We start from the raw sequence: 20,738 nt of genomic DNA, 5'->3' as shown, positions 1-20,738 counted from the left end.
GTTCACGTTAATGGGAATTTTGTAGCGATAAAGTGTCTATTTTTAGCAATTGGTACGCGGATTCGCTTACTGCTGCAATAAAGTTAATGTTTAGCTTATCCAGAGTATCTGTTGTTTGATGGTAATCCCTGTGTGTCGGCACACCAAAATAGAGCCAAGGTATGCCAACTTTGTGCAATGGGTAATGGTCAGAGGCTCTTAGGTAATCAATGGCAATCACGGAGCCATCAAAACTTTTTGGTTGCTGAGTTCGCACACATAACTGATTATCTTGTGTGAGGGTATTGCGGATGACTTTTGCAGACGAAAACTTTCTAAGGCCTTCTATATAAATTGCTTTAGTGCGGTTTGGTCTGCCGATCATATCCAGGTTTATCGCGAGTTGTATTTGCTGGATTTGTGGTGTTGTGACAGCTAAAGCGAGTTGTTCGGTCAACGCGTAAGCGCCGTATAATCCGGGCTCTTCGGCGTCAGTTGCGACAAAAAGGAGGTTAACGTCATTTGTTTGCTTTATTGCGTGTTCAGCTAGCTGAAGCAAGCCCGCTATACCAGATGCATTATCGTCCGCTCCGGGATAATAACGTTTACTATTGCCACCTAAATGGTCGTAATGGGCAATTACCATACGCCAGTTATCGCTATGAGTAGTTGCAGGTACTACACCGATGATATTGATGCCGACTTTGTTGCTAAACGAACTGTGATAAGTGAAAGCATGTTGATACTGACCTTGCCATGGCTGCAGGCCGATCTGTTTAAAGCGTTGTTGTAGAAAGCTTCGGGCGAGTGCTGCGCCTTGGGAACCGGTTTTACGGCCGGCCATTTCACCACTCGTGAGGGTCTTGATATCTGATGTAATAGTAGAAGTGTTGGCCCAACTGAGCTGTGGCGCTTTATTGCAGCTAGGGCTTGAAGCGCAGCCGCTAATGCATATACATATAATTAAGCCCAGTAAACGCAACATCCAAATTCGCCTTTTTGATAACTTACTAACAGTAAGGTTAGCAAGTTATCGGCTTAATGTGACCCAAATAGGTGAACTTATATTTTACTGAATTGCATAACGTTTTTGTGAGCCTGCGGTAGGTCAACGGCTTTAACTTTGTACACCTTTACCCGCGAGAACAAGCGTCGCTTGGCACCAACTTGAATTAACGACTGCTCTTTTAGGTTGCCAACAGCCACACTAGAAACTGTACCGTTCGGCAGTGCAATCGTGCTGGATTCTTTATCGCTGCTAATGACTCTAGCGCTATGAACGCTGCAATTACCAATAAGCGGATCAATAACGGCAGTGGCTAAAAGGCCAAGTGTAAACACTAGGCCTAAGCTCAATAAGATATTACCAAAATGCATTTTTGCTATTTAAACTCGATTACTGACCTAAAAGAGGCTTTAAGAAACGTGCTGTATGCGACTCAGTATGCTCTGCAACCTCTTCTGGCGTGCCTGCAACCAAAATTGTGCCGCCACCAGATCCACCTTCTGGACCAAGATCGATAATCCAATCAGCCGTTTTAATCACATCAAGGTTATGCTCAATCACCACGATAGTGTTGCCGTGAGACTTAAGACGATGCAATACATCTAGCAATAGTTGAATATCTGCAAAGTGCAGGCCGGTTGTTGGCTCATCAAGAATGTACAATGTTTTACCGGTATCACGCTTAGACAGCTCTTTCGCTAGCTTAACCCGCTGCGCTTCACCGCCTGATAAGGTAGTTGCACTTTGACCTAGACGAATATAAGACAAACCTACATCCATTAGGGTTTGCAGCTTACGGGCCACCGCAGGAATCGCTTCAAAGAACGGACGCGCTTCTTCAACGGTCATCTGCAGCACTTCGTGAATATTCTTACCTTTAAAGCGTACATCTAAGGTTTCACGGTTATAACGCTGGCCTTTGCAACTATCACATGGCACATACACATCCGGTAAGAAGTGCATTTCTACCTTGATTAAACCATCGCCTTGACAAGCCTCACAGCGACCGCCTTTGACGTTAAACGAGAAACGACCTGGCTGATAACCGCGAGTACGAGACTCTTGAGTTGCAGCAAATAGCTCACGGATTGGCGTGAAAATACCAGTGTAAGTTGCCGGATTTGAACGTGGTGTACGACCAATTGGGCTCTGGTCGATATCGACTACTTTATCGCAGTGATCCATACCAACCACTTTCTTATAAGGTGCAGGCTCATCAACGGTCGCGCCGTTAAGTTGCATATGAGCAATCTTATAGAAAGTATCGTTAATCAGTGTTGACTTACCTGAGCCAGAAACACCTGTGATACAGGTAAATAAGCCCACAGGAATTTGTAGATCTACATCTTGCAGATTGTTACCCGATGCGCCAAATAGCTCGATAAGCTTAGTTGGGTCATACTCAGTGCGTTCTGTTTTAATGTGAATTTGCTTTTCACCAGACAGGTACTGACCTGTGATGGATTCTTTGCAGTTCAGTAAGTCTTGCAGTGTACCTTCACCAATCACCTGCCCACCGTGGACACCTGCACCTGGTCCGATATCAATTACGTGATCAGCCATACGAATCGCATCTTCATCGTGTTCAACCACAATCACAGTGTTACCGAGATCGCGCAGATGAATAAGGGTTTGCAATAAGCGCTCGTTATCACGTTGATGTAGGCCAATTGATGGTTCGTCTAACACGTACATTACGCCTACAAGGCCGGCACCAATTTGGCTGGCAAGACGAATACGCTGGGCTTCACCACCCGATAGCGTATCGGCTGAGCGTGAAAGACTTAAGTAGTTCAAGCCAACGTTCACTAGGAAGCCTAAGCGGTCGCGCACTTCTTTTAAAATCTTATCGGCTATCTGGGCACGTTGTCCGGTCAGTTCCAGTTGCTCAAAGTAATCCATGGCTTCGCCAATAGACCACTGAGTTAGAACTGGCAGGTTAAGTTCTTCAATAAATACGTTGCGGGCTTCTTCGCGCAGGCGTGAACCACCACAGCTTTGGCAAGACTGAGTATTAATGAACTTGGTGAGTTCATCACGCACAGCATTGGATTCGGTTTCGCGATAACGGCGGTCCATGTTGTTTAAAATACCCTCGAATGGGTGATTTCTCACAACGACATCGCCGCGGTCGTTAATGTACTTGAATGCGATGCTTTGTTTGCCTGAGCCATAAAGTACAATTTTACGTACTTCATCGCTTAGCTGCTCAAATGGTTTTTCAATATCAAACTTGTAGTGGTCAGCAAGCGAGGTGAGCATTTGGAAGTAATAGAAATTACGTCTATCCCAGCCGCGAATTGCGCCACCGGCTAACGAAAGCTCAGTATTAGTAATCACGCGCTCTGGGTCAAAGAATTGCTGTACACCTAAGCCATCACAGGTTTGGCACGCACCAGCCGGATTGTTAAATGAGAAAATACGTGGCTCAAGCTCTGCCATTGAATAACCACAAATGGGGCAAGCGAAGTTAGCTGAAAACACCTGCTCTTCAGCTTTTGCCTTACCTTCAACCGGATCCATGCTGGCAATTTTGGCGATACCGCCAGAAAGCTCGAGTGCTGTCTCGAATGATTCGGCTAAACGTTGCTTAATATCACCACGCACTTTAAAGCGGTCAACTACCACTTCAATGGTATGTTTTACGTGAAGGTCTAGCTCTGGCGGATCGGTTAAGTCGCAAACTTCCCCGTCGATACGGGCGCGGATATAACCTTGTGCCGATAAGCTTTCAAGTAGCTTAACGTGCTCGCCTTTACGATTGTTAATCACTGGCGCGAGTAGCATTTGACGGCTGTCTTCAGGTAGCTCAAGCACCTTGTCGACCATCTGACTGACGGTTTGCGCAGCAAGCGGTTTACCGTGGGTTGGACAGCGTGGTTCACCTACACGGGCAAATAGTAGGCGTAAATAATCGTAAATTTCGGTAATGGTTCCCACGGTTGAACGCGGGTTATGAGACGTTGATTTTTGCTCGATAGAAATTGCTGGGCTTAAGCCTTCAATATGATCAACATCTGGCTTTTCCATCAAACTCAAGAATTGACGTGCGTAAGCCGACAAAGACTCGACATAGCGTCGTTGGCCTTCTGCATACAAGGTGTCAAAAGCAAGAGAAGATTTGCCTGACCCCGATAGTCCTGTAATAACAATTAGTTTGTCGCGAGGAATAGTCAGGTTGATGTTTTTAAGATTGTGGGTACGAGCTCCACGTACTTCAATATTTTCCATCTAGCGTTCAGATCTCAAAGCCGAAAAAAGTGGTTAAGTATCTCACAAATTTGGCTATGTAAATAGCCAAGACTGGCTAACAATTGTAGGAGAGAACTAAGATTTTGCCACGCTAACGGTGGTAATCCCCTTGATATCGGGGCTTTGAGAACCAATCACTTAAAACATGGTTCAAGTATACATCTTCAGTTTTTACTTTTGGGCTATGAAAAACTTCGTGATAAACTCCGCGACCTATTTAAGGTTGACAGATCAGGGCGGGGGCATGGCCAACCAAGGACTTTCCAAGACTGAGAAAAAAGTCGCATTTTCTTTAGCCAGTGTATTTGGCTTACGCATGATGGGCTTGTTTATGATCATGCCTGTGTTTGCGCTTTACGGGCAACATCTCGAAGGGTTCTCACCTTTATGGGTGGGGATTGCGATTGGCGCGTATGGTTTAACGCAAGCGGTTCTGCAAATCCCAATGGGGATTTTATCTGACAAATTTGGCCGTAAGCCGATCATATTAGCCGGATTATTAATCTTTGCGTTAGGTAGCTTAGTGGCTGCTAATGCTGAAACTATTTATGGCGTCGTTGCCGGGCGAGCCTTGCAAGGTATGGGCGCGATTGCCGCTGCCGTATTAGCACTTGCTGCAGACTTAACCCGCGATGAACAACGCACCAAAGTGATGGCGATTATCGGTATGTGTATCGGATTCTCGTTTGCACTCTCCTTACTAGTCGGCCCTATTGTGGCGCAGCACCTTGGTTTATCAGGTTTGTTCTTTATGACCGCTGGCCTTGCTTTGCTGGGCATGTTGATTGTACAGCTGCTGGTACCCAACCCTATTTCACAAGCGCCAAAAGGTGACACGGTCGCCGCGCCTGAAAAGCTCAAGCGCATGTTAATGGACCCGCAGTTATTTAGACTCGATGCGGGTATTTTTATCCTGCACTTAGTCTTGACCGCAGTGTTCGTTGCCTTGCCACTGGATTTAGTCGATGCAGGCCTTGCTAAAGAAGCGCATTGGATGCTGTATTTCCCTGCCTTTATGGGGGCGTTCTTTTTAATGGTGCCGCTGATTATTATTGGAGTTAAGCGCAATAATACTAAAGGCATGTTCCAAGTTGCGCTGCTGATTATGATGGCAGCCCTTGGAACAATGGCGATATTTGCTGACAACTTAGTCATGCTCAGTATTGCAGTGGTGCTGTTCTTTACCGGCTTTAATTATCTTGAAGCGTCATTACCGAGCTTGATTGCTAAGTTTTGCCCTGTGGGTGATAAAGGCTCTGCAATGGGCGTTTATTCGACTAGTCAATTTTTAGGTGCGTTTTGCGGTGGTTTATTAGGCGGTGGCGCCTATCAACTGGTGGGCGCGTCGGGTGTATTTGCGGTGGCATTAGGCTTAATGTGCATATGGTTTTTACTGACCTTCGGTATGAAAAATCCAGTGCTGCTGAAGAGTTATACATTAGAGGCTAACGTAACTGATAAACAGAGTGCAGTGACCATGGCGACTGAGTTATCGGCATTAGCAGGTGTGTCAGAAGCGATAGTGGTACTTGAAGAGAAAGTGGCTTATTTAAAAGTAGATGACCATTTCGATTTGAGAGAAGCCAGAGCTGTGTTACGCTCTGTCGATTAGGTAAAATTTAATATACGTTCCAGGAGATTTCAATGGCTAGTCGTGGTGTCAATAAAGTAATTTTGGTCGGTAATTTAGGACAAGATCCTGAAGTACGTTACATGCCAAATGGCAATGCCGTAGCCAACATTACCGTGGCGACAAGTGAGTCTTGGAAAGACCAACAAGGTCAACAGCAAGAGCGTACTGAATGGCACCGTGTTGTGATGTTCGGCAAACTAGCTGAAATCACTGGTGAGTATTTACGTAAAGGCTCTCAAGTTTATCTTGAAGGCAAGCTACAGACTCGTAAGTGGAAAGACCAAAGCGGTCAAGATCGTTACAGCACTGAAGTGGTTGTCGATCAAAGCGGTAGCATGCAGATGCTAGGTAGCCGTAACCAAAATGCCGGTGCTCCGTCGCAAGGTGGCAACCAGAACTATGGTGGTCAGCAGCAACAGCAACAAGGTGGTGGCTACGGTTCACAGCAACAGCAGCCTCAACAGCAAAACAGCTACCAGCCGAAGCCACAAGCTCCAGCTCAGCAAAGTGGTTACCAACAGCAGCAACCACAGCAACAGCAGCAAGCACCTCAACAAGGTGGTTATGCGCCTAAGCCACAAGCTGCACCTACTCCACAGCAAGCGCCACAACAGCGCCCAGCTCCGCAGCCACAGCAGAACTTCACTCCAGATTTGGATGATGGTTGGGATGACGATATCCCGTTTTAAAGTTGAACTGGATAAATAATAAAAAAGCCGCATTAGCGGCTTTTTTATTGGTTTTCTTAGCGCCTATTCGCTAACTTTTGTTGAGTCTTCAAACTCATAGTCACTTAGCTTTTCATTGTGGCTAATATCAACTGCAGCGATAGGGTTACCCGTTGCCCATAGCTTACGCAGCTTAGGATTTTGACTAACATCCAGTTTGCTGATTTTATTATCAGTGATGTATAGGGTACTTAACTTAGGGCTATGACTGACGTCTAGAACTGTAAGCTGATTAAACATAAGCCCTAAACTTGAGATTTGATTATTAACAGGTAGCTTAAGCTCATTGAGTTGATTTGAACCTAAATCAATTTGCACTAGCGCTTTGTTGCTGCTGAAATCCATTGATGTGAATTGGTTTTCTTTAGCAGAAAAGTAACGTAACGCCGGTACATGGCTAACGTCTAGTTCTGTCAGCTGATTACCCACAATGGCAAGATCGGTCAATAAAGGAGTATGGCTAAGATCCAGCGAGTTTAACTGGTTAAATGATACGTTTAACTCTTCTAACTTTGGCGTGTGACTTAAATCAATCTCAGCCAATTTTGCAGACATGACTGCTAATTCTTTCAATTTAGGGTTGTGGCTAAGATCAATTTGGCTAATTAACTTAGCGTCTAGACTTAAAGCCTCTAGTTGAGGTGTATGGCTTAAATCGATTGCGCTTAGTTGGCGAGAACTAATTGAAAGATCCTTTAGTTTAGGATTATGACTTAAATCAATCGTACTTATCAGTGGGCCTGCCAAGCTAACAGTTTCTAGTGCTGGAAAGAATTTTAAATCGCTGACACTTTCCATGGGCAAGTGACGGCAGTTTAACTTTTTAGTTTGGCTTGGATCTGTGACGCGATGTACCTCTACGCACTTTTTAAAATTAGCATCTGCAAAAACAAGCCCTTCTATTGAGCTGGCTGAAGCTGCTTGAGATGAAGATATTAGGCCGACTAATACCGCTATAATCGTTTTACTATTCATTATGTTAGCTGTGTTATGTAAATAAAGTCGCGCATCTTATCTTGTTAAGCAATATGCTTTCAAGTCATTATATTTTAAAGTTTTTTGTCTAAATTAGCTATTCTAAATTAAGTTGTTGCCACTATTTAGATGGAGTGTGAACTTTATCTGTCTTAGGTAGTTAAAGGTATTCGCTCTAATTGGACTAGGGCTAAAAAATTTCATCTATTTCAATTATTTCTTCAAAACTCTACCTGTAACCCAATCCACTCAAAAAAAACACGATCGCGCTCACAATCGTTTAACTATTTGCTTACATTGTTACTGTTAACTGAGCAAAATATAAAGGCACAATAATTATAAGGTTATATGAGTTGCAGTTTACTGGAGATGAAGATAATGAAAAAAATATCCTTTCTCATTGCTATACCGATGATTCTTGGCATAGGGATGTCTAATGCGCTTGCTCAATGGGATGAAAATAAAGGCTGCTTAAGTTGCCATGAAGGTATTGAACAGTTTTCTGATATAGATGGCATGGCAGATTTAACTTGTGTTGACTGCCATAACGGTAATGGTGATGCCACTTCCCTAGAAAGTGCACATAAAAATATGTGGGCAAACCCGACAGATCTGCGAGTGGTTGAGCAAACCTGTGGCAGTTGCCATAGCGATGAAGTCGATAATGCTAAAACTTCTCTACATGCAACTATGGCGGGGATGATTTCGGGTACCCGTTATAATTTTGGTAGTCAAACTCGAGACGCTATTCATGCTACCTACGATGTAAAAGCACTGAAAACGGGAAGGGAGGGGACGGTAGACGCGTTAACTCAACTACCGAGTTACGACCCCACAAAAGCTGAATCTGACAGTAATTCCCCGGGTGATGACTATTTACGTAACCAATGCTTACGTTGCCATATTTGGAGTGACGGACACCAAAGGGATGGTGACTATCGAGCATCAGGGTGTGCCGCATGTCACGTAGAATATAGTAACGCTGCAACTTATGAAGGTGGCGACAAAGCGATTGATAAGACACAGAAGGATCGACCGCGTAAACACAAAATGACCAGAGCGCCATCTGTTGAACAATGTCAGCACTGCCACAACCGCGGTGGTCGTACTGGTGTGAGTTATATGGGGATGATGGAATCCGACTGGTATGGCACGCCATATAAAGCAGACGGCAGTAAGCAAGGTAAGTTGCATGGTAAGCATTACAACTTCTTGCAGGCAGATCTGCACTATGACGCAGGCATGAGTTGTATTGATTGCCATACAAAAGATGAAATGCATGGTGATGGTTACCTGTATACCAAAAAGCAATATGCACTTGAAGTGCGCTGCGAGACTTGCCATGGCACCACATCAGCTGACGCGACGTTAGCAACTGCACGCGGCAATAAGATGACCAATCTTAAGCGTGACGGTAATAAAGTGACCTTAACGACAAAAATTGATGCAAAAGAGCTTAATGTGCCACAGCTTAATGGCGCAGAGTTATCGGAAGAAGGCCAGGTGGCAATGGTCAAGATTGCTAGCCACATGGAGAAAATGGAATGTTCGACTTGCCATGCAGCGTGGGCGCCTCAGTGCTACGGCTGTCATGCTAAACAAGACGTCAGTAAGCCTAATGGCGATTGGTTGGATGGCGAACATAGCGATATTTCACAACTAGGTAAAAAGTCTAACCTTAACAAGCAAGCCTTTAGCTGGAGCGAGTCTCGCTCATATGTGCGCTGGGAGAATCCCGCTCTCGGGATTAACCACCGCGGTAAGGTATCAACGTTTGTACCGGGCTGTCAGGTGTTCTTAACTCAAGTAGACGGCGAGAAAGCGATTGTGACTAATAAAACCTATGTGACTAAAGATGGCACTAGTGGTTTGTCCCATAATCCGATTCAGCCGCATACCATGAGTAAAAAGTCGCGTACCTGCGAAGAGTGCCATACCAACCCTAAAGTTTTAGGGCTTGGCAGTGGTCAATATGATATCAAGCGTAACTTCCCTGATGGTGAGGCCCCTGTTGATTTCGAGTTAGAGCGCTTTGTGGATGAGCAGGGCAACCAACTGCAATCAACGTCTCATGAAGGAGCACGCCCATTTAATAAGCAGGAGATGGATAGGATAAGTCGAGTAGGCGCCTGTTTAGCTTGTCATGGTAGCGATGAATTAGGCGCTGAGGGCAATGCTCCTGATGATGTTACTCATAATAAAGTGATTCAAAGGATGGTTGAGAAAGCCCGTTAGCATTGTTTAGCTATGACTTTAACGAGCCGCAAGGCTCGTTTTTTTTGGTTAACTAACAGCGCTATAAAATCGATATTGTTGCTCCGTAATTGTGTGATTAGTCGCTTAACATAGACACTTAATAGGGTTAATTAAATGCCGACTCGCGAGGCTGGTTTACGGAGGAATCAAGTGGACTCTATATCGCTGACATCTTCTTGTCATATTCTACTAACACTATAGGGATAGCACATAAGCAATGGAAAAGTTGCTTGTTGTGTTTCCTTGACGGTTTGTTGCCTAAGTGGTTGAGTTAGTGAGGTTTGTTAACCGTTGCAATGTTTTTTTGCATTTATTGATAACGAAAAACTTGAATAACCGCTGCTTTGAACTAAATTCGATAAGAGCTGAATAATTTATGTGATTTATTTCATCTTTGAGAGTGATATTTCGCTGTTTCAACTATTGATATTCGGCAAAAATCTGTAAAAATACCGCTTCTGTCCCTGATGAAAAAATATAGGGAAAACGGAGGTAAATGTTAGCGCAATTTATCTCTTATTTATTTTTGTATGTGTTGATTTAAGGGCATTAACATATATGTATAAGACTTCAAAAAAACCAGTTTGGTACGGCGAGCTAAGAACGGCTCGAGGCAATACCATTCTAATTCATGATAAGCAGTTTCCAGATGCATCTGCGGGACGTGTTTACTTCTATAACGCGACTCGAGAGTCAATTGTTGAGTATGCAGAGGATATCGTTAAGCCTAATCTGCATGAGCTTGATGATCAGGCGATAGCGGAAGTAGAGAAAAACTTTGGTGCGGCATGGTTTGCAGCACGTGAAGAGTTTATGGCTAAGCATCAAGGCTGGGTTGAGGCGAATAATCCTAAAAGTGCACCAGCACCTAAGAAAGCTAAAGCTGCACCAGCAGAAGATGACGATGAGCCAGAATTAGAGTCAGCCGATGGCGATGACTACGATGATGATTGGTCGGATGATTACGACGATTAATAAATAAAAAACAGCGCCTAATAAGGCGCTGTTTTTTTTATCTATTAACGCTATTAATTACTTTCAAATTGATAGCGGCTAATATGGTAATAGATTTCACCTGGGGCAATTAAGGCGCTGCCTGCTATATTCGGCTGGTTTGGTGCATCAGGTATTTGTTGTGGCTCTAAGCATACCGCTTGATATTGCTTAAGTGGCTGCTGGTTTTTGCCTATTGTGCCTTGTAAGTGATTGGCACCATAAACTTGCACGCCGGGTTGGTTGGTATACAAGGTTAAGCTGCGCCCACTGAGTGGTGAGCTTAATGTACCAAACTTTTGCAGCTGTGAATCAATCTTGGGTAACAAGTAGCAGTGATCAATTCCTGAGGTTGCACAAAACTCTTCTTTGCCTATTAACGACTGAAAGCTAGTTGGCAGTGGCATAGCTAAGCTACTACCTTCAGTATCGCAAATGGCCGTTGGTATACCGGTGTTATCCATTGCGAGATACTGCTTGGCATCCGTTTGCAGTTGGTGATTGAGGCTGGTATCGCTGGCGTCTAAATTAAAATAGCTGTGTTGGGACAGGCTAATCGGGCTGGTTTTGTCTGAGCTTGCTAAAATCTCTACATATAGATTGTTACCTACGAGGCGATAATCTAACTGAATATTACAATTACCAGGAAAGCCCATATCCCCGTCAGGACTTCTTAAGCTCAGGCGCACGCCATCGGGTAAGGTGCCGAGTTGCCAATTCTTTCTATTAAAGCCTTCATTGCCGCCATGTAAACAGTTACCAGCTTGATTGACATCCAATTGATAGTGTTGCTCTCCAACAGAAAACTGACCCTTTGCTATTCGGTTAACGAATCGTCCGGCAATGGCACCTAAGTGTGCCTCTTGGTTTAGGTAGTCTTCTGCGCTGTCACAACCCAGTACGATATTGGCACGTTCGCCATCTCGATCGGGCACCCATAGCGAGCGAATTATCCCGCCAAGACTAATCACCTCAACGGCGATAGTACCATTATCCATCAGGACTCGTTCAATCTGTCCACCACGTGGATCTGTCCAAGGTTCTAGCGCCCGAATACGTACCATTATGCCGTCCTGTTTACATTAAATTAGTCGTCGATGCGCTTGGCACCATCGCTGGCTGAACACAGATAAATTTCGGCTTCTAGCCCAGTTTTTTCTGTGTACTTCTGTTCAATGATCGCGACGACGGAGTCAGTGAGCTCATGTTCGACCAGCGCCACGACGCAGCCACCAATGCCTCCACCTGTCATACGCACGCCACCGCGATTCCCTACAACGTCTGATACTATCTCGACTAGATAGTCGATTTCAGTGGTGCTGATCTCAAAGTCATCACGCATAGAAATATGTGACTCAGCCATTAATTGGCTTAATTTAGCAATATCGCCAGCTTCCAATGCCCAGGCTGCATTTTGGGTGCGTCTGTTTTCGGTAACGACATGTTTAGCGCGTTTATAACAAGCTAAGCTCAATTCATCTTTAGCACTTTCGAGCGTCGTTAAGCTTAGGTCACGTAAGGATTCAAGACCGAAATGACTTGCTGCTTGCTCGCACTCTTGGCGACGTAAATGATACTTAGATTCAATAAAACTGCGCTGTATTTTTGAGTTGATAACGATCAGGCTTAAATCTTCTGGAATGCCAATGGCTTCGCTATCAAGGTCAAGGCAGTCAATAAGTAACGCGTGATCTTGCTCGCCTAGGGCACTGATCATTTGATCCATAATGCCACAAGCATGACCAACAAATTGATTTTCGCCGCGCTGAGCGAGTTGGGCTATTGCAAGTGGTGATAGCTGAATTTGGCTGCAATCATTTACTGCTGTGCCAAAGGCCACTTCTAATGCTGCTGACGATGAGAGACCAGCGCTCATCGGCACATTGCTCACCACAGCTAAGTCGAGCCCTTTAGGAGCCAAACCTGATGTTGCCATCGCGGCGGTAAAGCCTTTTAAATAGTTTGACCAATGGCTGGCTACCGGCGTGCCTTCTTCACCAAAGGTCCATTCCTCTATTTCACCTGGGAATGCATCCGATACTGCGCGGAAGGTTTGATCATCACGGCGTTTGGCTACAATTGCGGTATGGAAATTAATCGCAGCGGGTAAAACAAAACCATCATTATAATCAGTGTGTTCACCGATAAGGTTAACGCGTCCAGGGGCACAATAAAGCTTATCTGCTTGGGTGCCAAAAGTTTGCACAAACAATTTGTTTGCTCGCTGAGCGGGATTGGACATAATTTTTACTTCCGAATATTAATATTTGCGTTCAGTACAAAGACGTTGCTGTAAACTGGGTGGTTTAGCTGCGGTTTGATTCTGACGACCAAATTAATAACAGCGAGTTACCTAAAAATTAGCTTGGTTTCAAACAAGCGATTGAGCGGCAGTGAGGCCATAGCCATTTAGACTAAATACTGCTTTTTTGTAAAATGTGTTTATTTGCTCAATATCCATCTATTGTTTTATATCATGTCTTTGCGACTTGTGTAACTGAGTTTTTTATTTGGTCGTGCTCAATTAAACCGCGACCACAGTGAGCCTGAATGAGTGGCGGTGGGATTTATTCCTTGCACCGTGAGGGCTTCAAGCTAGTTTTTGCAAAGCGGGAAAGTCAGTATTTAAAGTAGCTGATAGCTAGCAGGTATATCGTTAGGCGAGAGCATGAATATGTTCACCTCTGCCCAGCAATAGGATTACTGACTATGCAGTATTGCTTTGCTGTTGAGGCGAAGTTGGCTTGTTGATTATTTAGGTCGGGCTTTAGATTAACCCCTTATTGCACTGTTTATTGTACCGTGGCGATAAGGGGTTAGTATTGCAGTTTAGTTTCGTTTGATTAATGCGTTTTCGGCTTCATTTTTGTGGTTTACAGCATCCGGGTTATCTGGCGCTTTGCCACTTGGGGTCAGCAGCTCTTTTACTAGATGCTCGACAAAACCGGCACCTGCAGCTTCATAAAGATTGTAGACGCTATCGACACCTGATTCGCTTAAAGACTCTGCATCTTCTTTATATTTGACTATCGCACTGAGTTTTCCGCGGTAATCCAGCTGTTTTAGTTGCTCTACGGCAAACTGATTACCGACGTGATGAGGCATGGCAAGTAGCACTAGCTCAAGATTTGGCGCTCTATCAAGTTTTTCCCAAAAGTCAGTATCTGAAGCATCACCCTGTACAACATTACGGCCTTGGCTGATATGAAAATCCGCTAAGTCTTGCTTATGTTCAACCCCTAAGATTTCACCATCGTAACGGGCTCTTAGCTCATCATAAGCCCCCGAACCAATACGACCCATGCCTAAAATAAGAAAGCGAGGATTGCCGACTGGAATAGGACGGTCTTCAGGGTGCAACGGATGTTTCTCTAGGCGCTTAAGTCGACTTTGATATTTTTGATAAAGCCGACCGGAGGCGGTATTGAGTGGTGCAGCAAACAAAAAGCTAAAGCTTAGCGCTACGGCGAGGATCACCATCCATTGTGGTGGTAACCAGCCTTTTGAGGTAGCCACTGCAGCAACAATTAATCCAAACTCACTGTAGTTACCTAAACTAAAAGAGCTCATTAATGCGGTACGTGAACGTAGCTTAAAGTGAGTGAGTAAGTATAAAAATAGGATAACTTTAATTGGTACTACGAGTACTAATATGGCGGCAAGGCCAATATCTGAGAAGCTTGGTAAACCGTTGAGACCAACCGTTAAGAAGAAAGCGACTAAGAATAGCTCTTTAAAGTAGAACAGTGATTTTGCCAACTCAGAGGATTTTGGGTGACCTGCGAGTAAGATACCAATAATCAATGCCCCAAGATCAGGTTTTAAGCCAACTAGCTCAAATAGCCCCGCACCCATAACAAGCGCCATCACTAAGCCAAATAGTACTAATAACTCTCCGTGGCCTACGCGATCAAATGCTTTGTAAATAAGCGGCTTGGCTAGCGGAAGTAGTAGTAAGCCCAATGCCCAATAGGACGGGATGTCACCTTTTGAAATTGTTAAAAAAGCCACGGCAAAGATATCTTGCATAATCAAGATACCAATAGCGACTCGGCCATATAGTGACTGCATGTCACCTTTGTCTTCCAGTATTTTTACCGCAAAAATGGTACTTGAAAAACTTAACGCAAATGCGAGTAATGCTAATTGGTTTATATCTAATCCGGTTAACTGCTCAAGCCCTAACAGTCCTAGTAGCTTTAACAGCGGAATAAAAAACAGCATTGAACCGAGTAAATGCAAGCTTGAGCCTGCCCACACCTCGGCTTTAAATAAGCTTCTTAGGTCGAGTTTAAGTCCGATAGCAAATAACAACAGGGTTACACCTAAGTTGGCAAGTTGTTCCAGCATCGGCAAACTGGACTCTTCAATTCCAAATAGAAACAGCATAAAGCCCGCAACAAGATAGCCTATTAATGGGGGCAGTCCCACTCGGCTAACTAGCATGCCGCAGGCTAAGGTGATAATGAGTATGGCGGGTTCCATAGTGCTCCTTTTTAAATATGGAATGATGCACCATTGTATAAGAAATTTATGAAGTTGAGCTGAAAAATGTGAACAAATTTGATGTGGGTTAACGCTTTTTGTTTATGTTTAAGCTAGGGCAATAAAAAGCCCCGTTTCAAAATGTGAAACGGGGCAGATATCAGTTTTATCGCGTTAACTTGAAGCGTTAATTCAGGCGATAAAGTGTTACTTAACTAAATGATCTAAATGTTCTGCAAACGCTTTGGGTCGCATAAAACCTGTGACTCGCAGGTCATCACGAATTACGCCGTTTTCGTCAAACATCAGTAAAGTCGGTAACCCGAGAATGTCGTAATGCTCAAGCAGTTCAATATCTATGGCATCATTCTTAGTCACATCCGCTTGTAGCAATACCATTTTATCCATGCGCTCTAGCACTTGTGCATCTTTAAACGTGATCGCTTCAAACTCTTTACAGGCCACGCACCAATCAGCATAGAAGTCGAGCATTACCGTCTTGCCTTCTGCGGTAGCTGCGGCAAGCTCAGTATTTAAATCATCCAATGATTTAATGCGTGTGAAGCCGTGATTTTCAGCTGTGCTGTTAGTGGCGATATTGGCGTGATTATTAAAACCAAGTTTGGTCATTACCGCTTGCATGCCGTAAGAGAAACTTGCGAGTAACGCTAGCATGAGTAGTACAGAACGCACAGTTTGCTTCCAGCTAAACTCGCTAAGTTTGTTTTGGTGCATCAAGTAACCGACTAAAGTAATAGCCCAAATTGACCATAACAGATCTGAGATAAAGTCTGGCCAAATACGGCCAATCATTACAATTGATACCGCAATCAGTAGGAAGCCGAAAATCGTCTTGATGATATCCATCCAGCTGCCAGCTCTTGGTAATAGCTTACCGCCAGAGGTACCAATAATCAGTAGTGGTAGACCCATACCCATACTTAATACATACAGGGCTAAGAAACCTTGCATTAGGTCGCCTGTTTGCGCCACATAAATCAGTGCGCCCGACAGCGGTGCTGTAGTGCATGGTGAGGCAACTAAACCAGAGATAACCCCCATTATGAATACACCAATAACGTTGCCGCCTTTTTGGTTATTCGAGAATGCATTCATCTTCTCTTGCCACTTAGATGGCAGTTTAAGGTCGTACAGGCCAAACATAGATAAGCTGAGCACAAAGAACAGTATCGCAAGGCCGATAAGTACTGCAGGGTGTTGCAACCATGCTTGATACTTCATCCCTGCAGAGGCAACGACAAGCCCAACAAGAGAATAGGTAATCGCCATGCCTTGCACGTACACCATTGAAAGTGTAAACGCTTTAGCGGTAGATAGCTTTTCCCCTTGACCGACAATAATGCCTGACAAAATAGGGTACATAGGGAACACGCAAGGTGTTAATGCCAGACCGATACCTAGACCGAAAAAGATAACTAAGGTCCAAATTAAGCTATCGCCCGATAGCATGGCGCTTAAGCTGTCTTGTTGGGTAATGGGGGCGCTGTTTTCATTGGCAGCGGCTGCAGTATCGTCAACGGCAATCGTGGCATCAGTTTGCGTAAGCGTACCGTCATTGGCTGCAACTTCAGTTAATTCTGCGGTGCGCTTGGTTGGTGGGAAACACAGTTTTCCTTCAGCACAGCCCATAAAAGTCACGTTTAAGCTTTCACCGGTTGCCGCTTGTTTAATGGCAACGGGGATTTCTACAAACGAGTAGTAAACTTGCTGTTCGCCAAAATACTCATCGTTGTGCATTTTGCCTTTAGGTAAGGCGATTTCACCAAGTACAGCGCCGTCGCTGGTTTCAAACTTGAGTTTGTCGCGGTACATGTAGTAACCGTCGGCAATGACCCAGCTAATTTTGACTTGCTCACCTTGCTGTTTAAAATCAAAAACAAAGGCTTGATCAACCGGCATGAGCTCAGGCTCACCCTTTAAAAAGTCAAACTTGTTACTGCTGAAAATCCCCTCAGCATGGGCTAAGGGGGTTAGTAGCAATAACGAGGCTAAAAACAGGTTAATGATTCTTTTCATGGCTGTGTAGTTTCTTTTATCCAATCAAAATAGGCTGGCAGTCCCTGGGTAATTGGGACTGCAATTAGCTCGGGTACATCATAAGGATGCAGTTTTGAGAGAGTGTGCTCTATGGCATTGTAATGCTGCGCTAAGCATTTTATTTGCAAGCTAAACTCTTGTTCTTCGCACAACTCTCCTTGCCACTGGTATACGGATGTAATTGCTTGCGAGATCTGTACGCAGGCGGCAAGTTTACTTTTGACCAATTCACGGGCAAGGCTTTTAGCATGCTCGGCACTGGGGCAAGTTGTGATAACGAGTAAGAATTCGGTTTGCATGTAAACTATTTCTATTGTCCAACAGATTAAAATTGTATTAAGCCAAATAAGTTACAATGGCGGATAATAAAGCTAATTATTACTTTACGTGTTTTAACTTAGCCTTGCATTAAGCTATGGCTAAAATAGTGATGCCAGTAGTTTTTGCTTACAATTACGGACATAAATACAGTCTTAGTTAGCATTTATACTGTTACTTGTCAGTGCGGTTATAGCTATGGCTTGAAAATAGACCGAGTTACCCCAATTTAGTTTTCATCAGCAGCAAGAAATGTGAGGTCAGTGTGTTTTTTATTTTGTTATTAATCTTTGTTGTGGTTCCGGTTATGGAGCTATCAGTACTGATCCGCGTGGGCGAAGTGTTAGGCAGTTGGACGACTGTCGCATTGGTGATTTTTACCGCGGTAGTGGGCGTATCATTAGTGCGAAGCCAAGGCATTAGCACCTTAATGCAGGTGCAGCAAAAAATGGCTCGTGGTGAAGCCCCAGGACAAGAGATTGTTGAGGGCATGATGTTAGCGCTTGCTGGCTTACTATTGTTAATCCCAGGCTTTGTTACTGACTTTATCGGCCTAGTATTATTAACGCCGTTTACACGTATTCCAGTGGCAAAATTTTTCTATAAACGCATGCAGTTAAAAGTGCAGACTAATGGTGGTTTTCAATCTGGTTTTGGCGGCGGTTTTGGTCCGGGAATGGGACCACAGGGGCAAAATCCATTTGGGCAAGGCGGTAACTCACCATTTGATGACGGCAATACTTTTGATGGTGACTTTGAACGTAGAGATGATCCGAGTGACAAACGTCCTGAGAGTCATCAAGTCAAAGGCTCAACCATTGAAGGCGAAACCGTTAATAATGAAACGGATAAAGACGCTAACGATAAGCAATCAAAGCCTTAAGTTAACGCCACACTCGAACCCTAGCGTACCAACTCTTTAGGGTTTCGAGGGTAAAAACGGTCGGCACGACGTTCTATTAGATTAAATTTGCGGGTGTTTTTGTAAGGTAGTTTCATAAAACCAGACACCCCCTTGCCTTGGATCTTATCAACATGAGATAAGATCCTATCTAGACTGGCTCTGAAGGCGGCTTGTTTTCTTGGGTTGAGCAAGCGCAAGTAACTGTGGATCTTCATGTGGTTAGGCAAGACTTCAAAAATAATACAACCTGTATGATGGATTTGGTTTATCCAGCCAAGCTCCGTCATAATTTCTTTTGGCAGCTCTAAGTTTTCCTCGGGATCTCGGCCATCTTCAAAGTAGCTGTGTAACCGCGATTTATCTTCAAGAGAGGGCACATCGCCGACTTCAAAAGGGAGTTGTTGATCGTAAGCGGTGATAAATGGCTGTGAGCTGTCAGTCCGTTCAATATGCAAGGTATCGCGAGCATTAAAAAAGCAGGCTTTAAATACGCCGATGCGGCGGATCCCCCGCGCCAAAGTCACCATATTATTAACCGCTAAAGTAATAGCATGCTTTTGCTCGGCTTTATAGATGGCTAAGTTGGAGTCAATAAACACTCCCGTCTCGCGCCAATGAATGGCTAAGCCACCAACAATAGCATATTGGCTTAAGCGGCCGACTGCAGCAATAAAGCCTTTTTCTGTATCGCCCATACCTGCCATAAAGTTACGGTAGTATTTCTCTAGCTGCAGGTCGTCCATTTTTGCAATTGGGTCGTCAGCATTGTGTTCTTTGAGGAAAGCTTTACGAGAGCTATAGCTGACAGTTTCAACCTCTTTATCTCGTGGTAGGTTCCATACCGGGATCTCGGGTATTAAAGGACCATTATTGACCTCTGGTAAATGCAGTCTGTGACTATGAACCATACTTTTTAAGAAGTAGTCTCCCGCTTTTTTACGCAGGATTGGGTCGTCGCTAAGCATGCCATCTAAAGTGCGGGCAAGTTCTACCGGTAAGCCTATGCTGGTTGGTGGGATAACTTTACTGCCAAAGCGGCTGGCTTGACCTGATGCTAATGCATACAAGGTTGCGGCAACACCTTGTTCATCAAACCTTGGGCTCGATAGCGCGCCGTTAAGCTGTTCGTCACCAATAAAGTAAACATCACCCATGCGCGCATTAGTATGCTGCTGGTCACTGGACATTAAATCCATGACATTGCCGTTGACTGGATTGCCCTCTGTATCGCGTTGGGCGAACACTGCTGAGCCCCAGTCGATAAGAGACAGCTGCTGGGTTTTAATGTCATAGACTAGGTTCGAGGGCTTAATATCACCGTGAATAAGCGGTCGACCGTTATGCAGGTATTGCAATATGGCGGCAAGTTGCCGTGCAATATTCATTATCATGGCTACTGGAAGAGCGCCGACCCTGACACATAGCTGTTCGAGGTCTTCGCCAGGGGCTCTAGCCATCACTAAGATCCCTTGCTTTCCTACGTGTTCAAATTTAATCACTGGTGGCACGTTGGGATGGATAACCTGCGATAGCATAAAGGCTTCTTCTTCAAGCCTATCTTGAATATGTTGCGGCAGAGTAAGCCTTGAAAATTTGAACACATGGGAGTCACCTTGTTGATTTACCCCCGCAAACACAAAGCCGTAAGCGCCTTTGCCAACCAATTCTAAATTTTTATAACCGAGCTTACCGAGTTGCTGTTTGCACAGGCGTATCCACGCCTTGTGTTTACGCGCATCGTTAGCGCCAAGCAAGTAAATAGATTGCTCTTCAGATATATAGAAATGCTGTAATTCGGGCGTTTGCAAATTTTGACTCCTTGGCTATAAATACCATTAGAGCAATAAGCTGCAGCAATGTCCAAATTCATCAATTTGTGGGTGAATAACTTAAGATGTAAAAAGAATGCATAGGTCACACCTAGCCAATATTTTCGGGGGAGATATTGATGTACATCAAACCTAGCGGAATAAGAGAAAGGTAATCTTGATACGAGTACTAGTATACATGGTATAGGCCGCATAAAAGGCTTACATATCAACCCAGAGGTGGCTTTATGTCAGTGTCCCGTCCTGAGATAAGTTGACACTTTGGAGACTTATCTATGAAACCCTCAGGTGCAATCCGCAGTAAACGTACACAACGTGACTA

The 20,738-nt window shown here is 44.3% G+C and carries 15 protein-coding genes; 5 read left to right on the top strand and 10 right to left on the bottom strand.

From position 1 onward, the window contains the following. Positions 1-7: 7 nt before the first annotated feature. The 3 genes from L2748_RS13975 to uvrA all read right to left on the bottom strand — a co-directional run bounded on the left by L2748_RS13975 (position 8) and on the right by uvrA (position 4,216). Entirely contained in the window at positions 8-964 is a 957-nt protein-coding gene (locus tag L2748_RS13975; RefSeq protein ID WP_220780669.1) for a M28 family peptidase, read from the bottom strand. Between the two features lie 77 nt (positions 965-1,041). Beyond that, on the bottom strand, positions 1,042-1,356 hold the full coding sequence (locus tag L2748_RS13970; RefSeq protein WP_246616127.1) for a hypothetical protein: 315 nt from the start codon (positions 1,354-1,356) through the stop codon (positions 1,042-1,044). Positions 1,357-1,375: 19 nt separating this feature from the next. Then, the gene (gene uvrA / locus L2748_RS13965) at positions 1,376-4,216 is read right to left on the bottom strand and encodes an excinuclease ABC subunit UvrA (RefSeq protein WP_220780670.1); all 2,841 of its coding nucleotides are present in this window, start codon (positions 4,214-4,216) and stop codon (positions 1,376-1,378) included. 265 nt (positions 4,217-4,481) lie between these two features. Between uvrA and L2748_RS13960 the strand changes: the two genes are divergently transcribed. Both L2748_RS13960 and ssb read left to right on the top strand, forming a co-directional pair. After that, complete coding sequence (locus L2748_RS13960; protein WP_220780671.1) at positions 4,482-5,849, top strand: MFS transporter; 1,368 nt, start codon at positions 4,482-4,484, stop codon at positions 5,847-5,849. A gap of 32 nt (positions 5,850-5,881) precedes the next feature. Continuing rightward, on the top strand, positions 5,882-6,559 hold the full coding sequence (gene ssb / locus L2748_RS13955) for a single-stranded DNA-binding protein (RefSeq protein WP_220780672.1): 678 nt from the start codon (positions 5,882-5,884) through the stop codon (positions 6,557-6,559). A gap of 63 nt (positions 6,560-6,622) precedes the next feature. On the opposite strand, the gene L2748_RS13950 is transcribed toward ssb, so the two are convergent. Next, complete coding sequence (locus L2748_RS13950; RefSeq protein ID WP_220780673.1) at positions 6,623-7,573, bottom strand: leucine-rich repeat domain-containing protein; 951 nt, start codon at positions 7,571-7,573, stop codon at positions 6,623-6,625. Positions 7,574-7,951: 378 nt separating this feature from the next. Here L2748_RS13950 and L2748_RS13945 point away from each other — a divergent pair, with 378 nt between their 5' ends. Continuing rightward, the gene (locus L2748_RS13945) at positions 7,952-9,808 is read left to right on the top strand and encodes a multiheme c-type cytochrome (protein ID WP_220780674.1); all 1,857 of its coding nucleotides are present in this window, start codon (positions 7,952-7,954) and stop codon (positions 9,806-9,808) included. 579 nt (positions 9,809-10,387) lie between these two features. Continuing rightward, positions 10,388-10,804, top strand: a complete 417-nt coding sequence (locus L2748_RS13940) for a hypothetical protein (RefSeq protein WP_220780675.1) — start codon at positions 10,388-10,390, stop codon at positions 10,802-10,804. Positions 10,805-10,857: 53 nt separating this feature from the next. On the opposite strand, the gene L2748_RS13935 is transcribed toward L2748_RS13940, so the two are convergent. The 5 genes from L2748_RS13935 to cutA all read right to left on the bottom strand — a co-directional run bounded on the left by L2748_RS13935 (position 10,858) and on the right by cutA (position 17,664). Then, on the bottom strand, positions 10,858-11,886 hold the full coding sequence (locus tag L2748_RS13935; RefSeq protein WP_220780676.1) for an aldose epimerase family protein: 1,029 nt from the start codon (positions 11,884-11,886) through the stop codon (positions 10,858-10,860). A 23-nt stretch (positions 11,887-11,909) separates the two neighbouring features. After that, positions 11,910-13,064: a galactokinase gene (gene galK, locus L2748_RS13930; protein ID WP_220780677.1), complete on the bottom strand. Its 1,155-nt coding sequence runs from the start codon at positions 13,062-13,064 to the stop codon at positions 11,910-11,912. A 587-nt stretch (positions 13,065-13,651) separates the two neighbouring features. Further along, complete coding sequence (locus L2748_RS13925; RefSeq protein ID WP_220780678.1) at positions 13,652-15,307, bottom strand: cation:proton antiporter family protein; 1,656 nt, start codon at positions 15,305-15,307, stop codon at positions 13,652-13,654. A 207-nt stretch (positions 15,308-15,514) separates the two neighbouring features. Further along, positions 15,515-17,344: a protein-disulfide reductase DsbD gene (locus L2748_RS13920; RefSeq protein WP_220780679.1), complete on the bottom strand. Its 1,830-nt coding sequence runs from the start codon at positions 17,342-17,344 to the stop codon at positions 15,515-15,517. After that, complete coding sequence (cutA, locus tag L2748_RS13915) at positions 17,341-17,664, bottom strand: divalent-cation tolerance protein CutA (protein ID WP_220780680.1); 324 nt, start codon at positions 17,662-17,664, stop codon at positions 17,341-17,343. Before cutA ends, L2748_RS13920 begins: the two co-directional genes overlap by 4 nt. 284 nt (positions 17,665-17,948) lie before the next feature. On the opposite strand from cutA, the gene L2748_RS13910 reads away from it, so the two are divergent. Further along, the gene (locus L2748_RS13910) at positions 17,949-18,566 is read left to right on the top strand and encodes an FxsA family protein (RefSeq protein ID WP_220780681.1); all 618 of its coding nucleotides are present in this window, start codon (positions 17,949-17,951) and stop codon (positions 18,564-18,566) included. A 20-nt stretch (positions 18,567-18,586) separates the two neighbouring features. Here L2748_RS13910 and L2748_RS13905 read toward each other — a convergent pair whose 3' ends face one another. Beyond that, a complete protein-coding gene (locus L2748_RS13905; protein WP_220780682.1) occupies positions 18,587-20,395 on the bottom strand; it encodes a protein kinase domain-containing protein in 1,809 nt (602 codons plus the stop codon). Positions 20,396-20,738 lie beyond the last annotated feature (343 nt).

Origin of the sequence: Shewanella sairae, assembly GCF_023283535.1 — a bacterium.
Lineage (GTDB): Bacteria > Pseudomonadota > Gammaproteobacteria > Enterobacterales > Shewanellaceae > Shewanella > Shewanella sairae.
The sequence above is the reverse complement of the archived record's forward strand: the minus strand, read 5'-3'. Positions and strand labels throughout refer to the sequence as shown.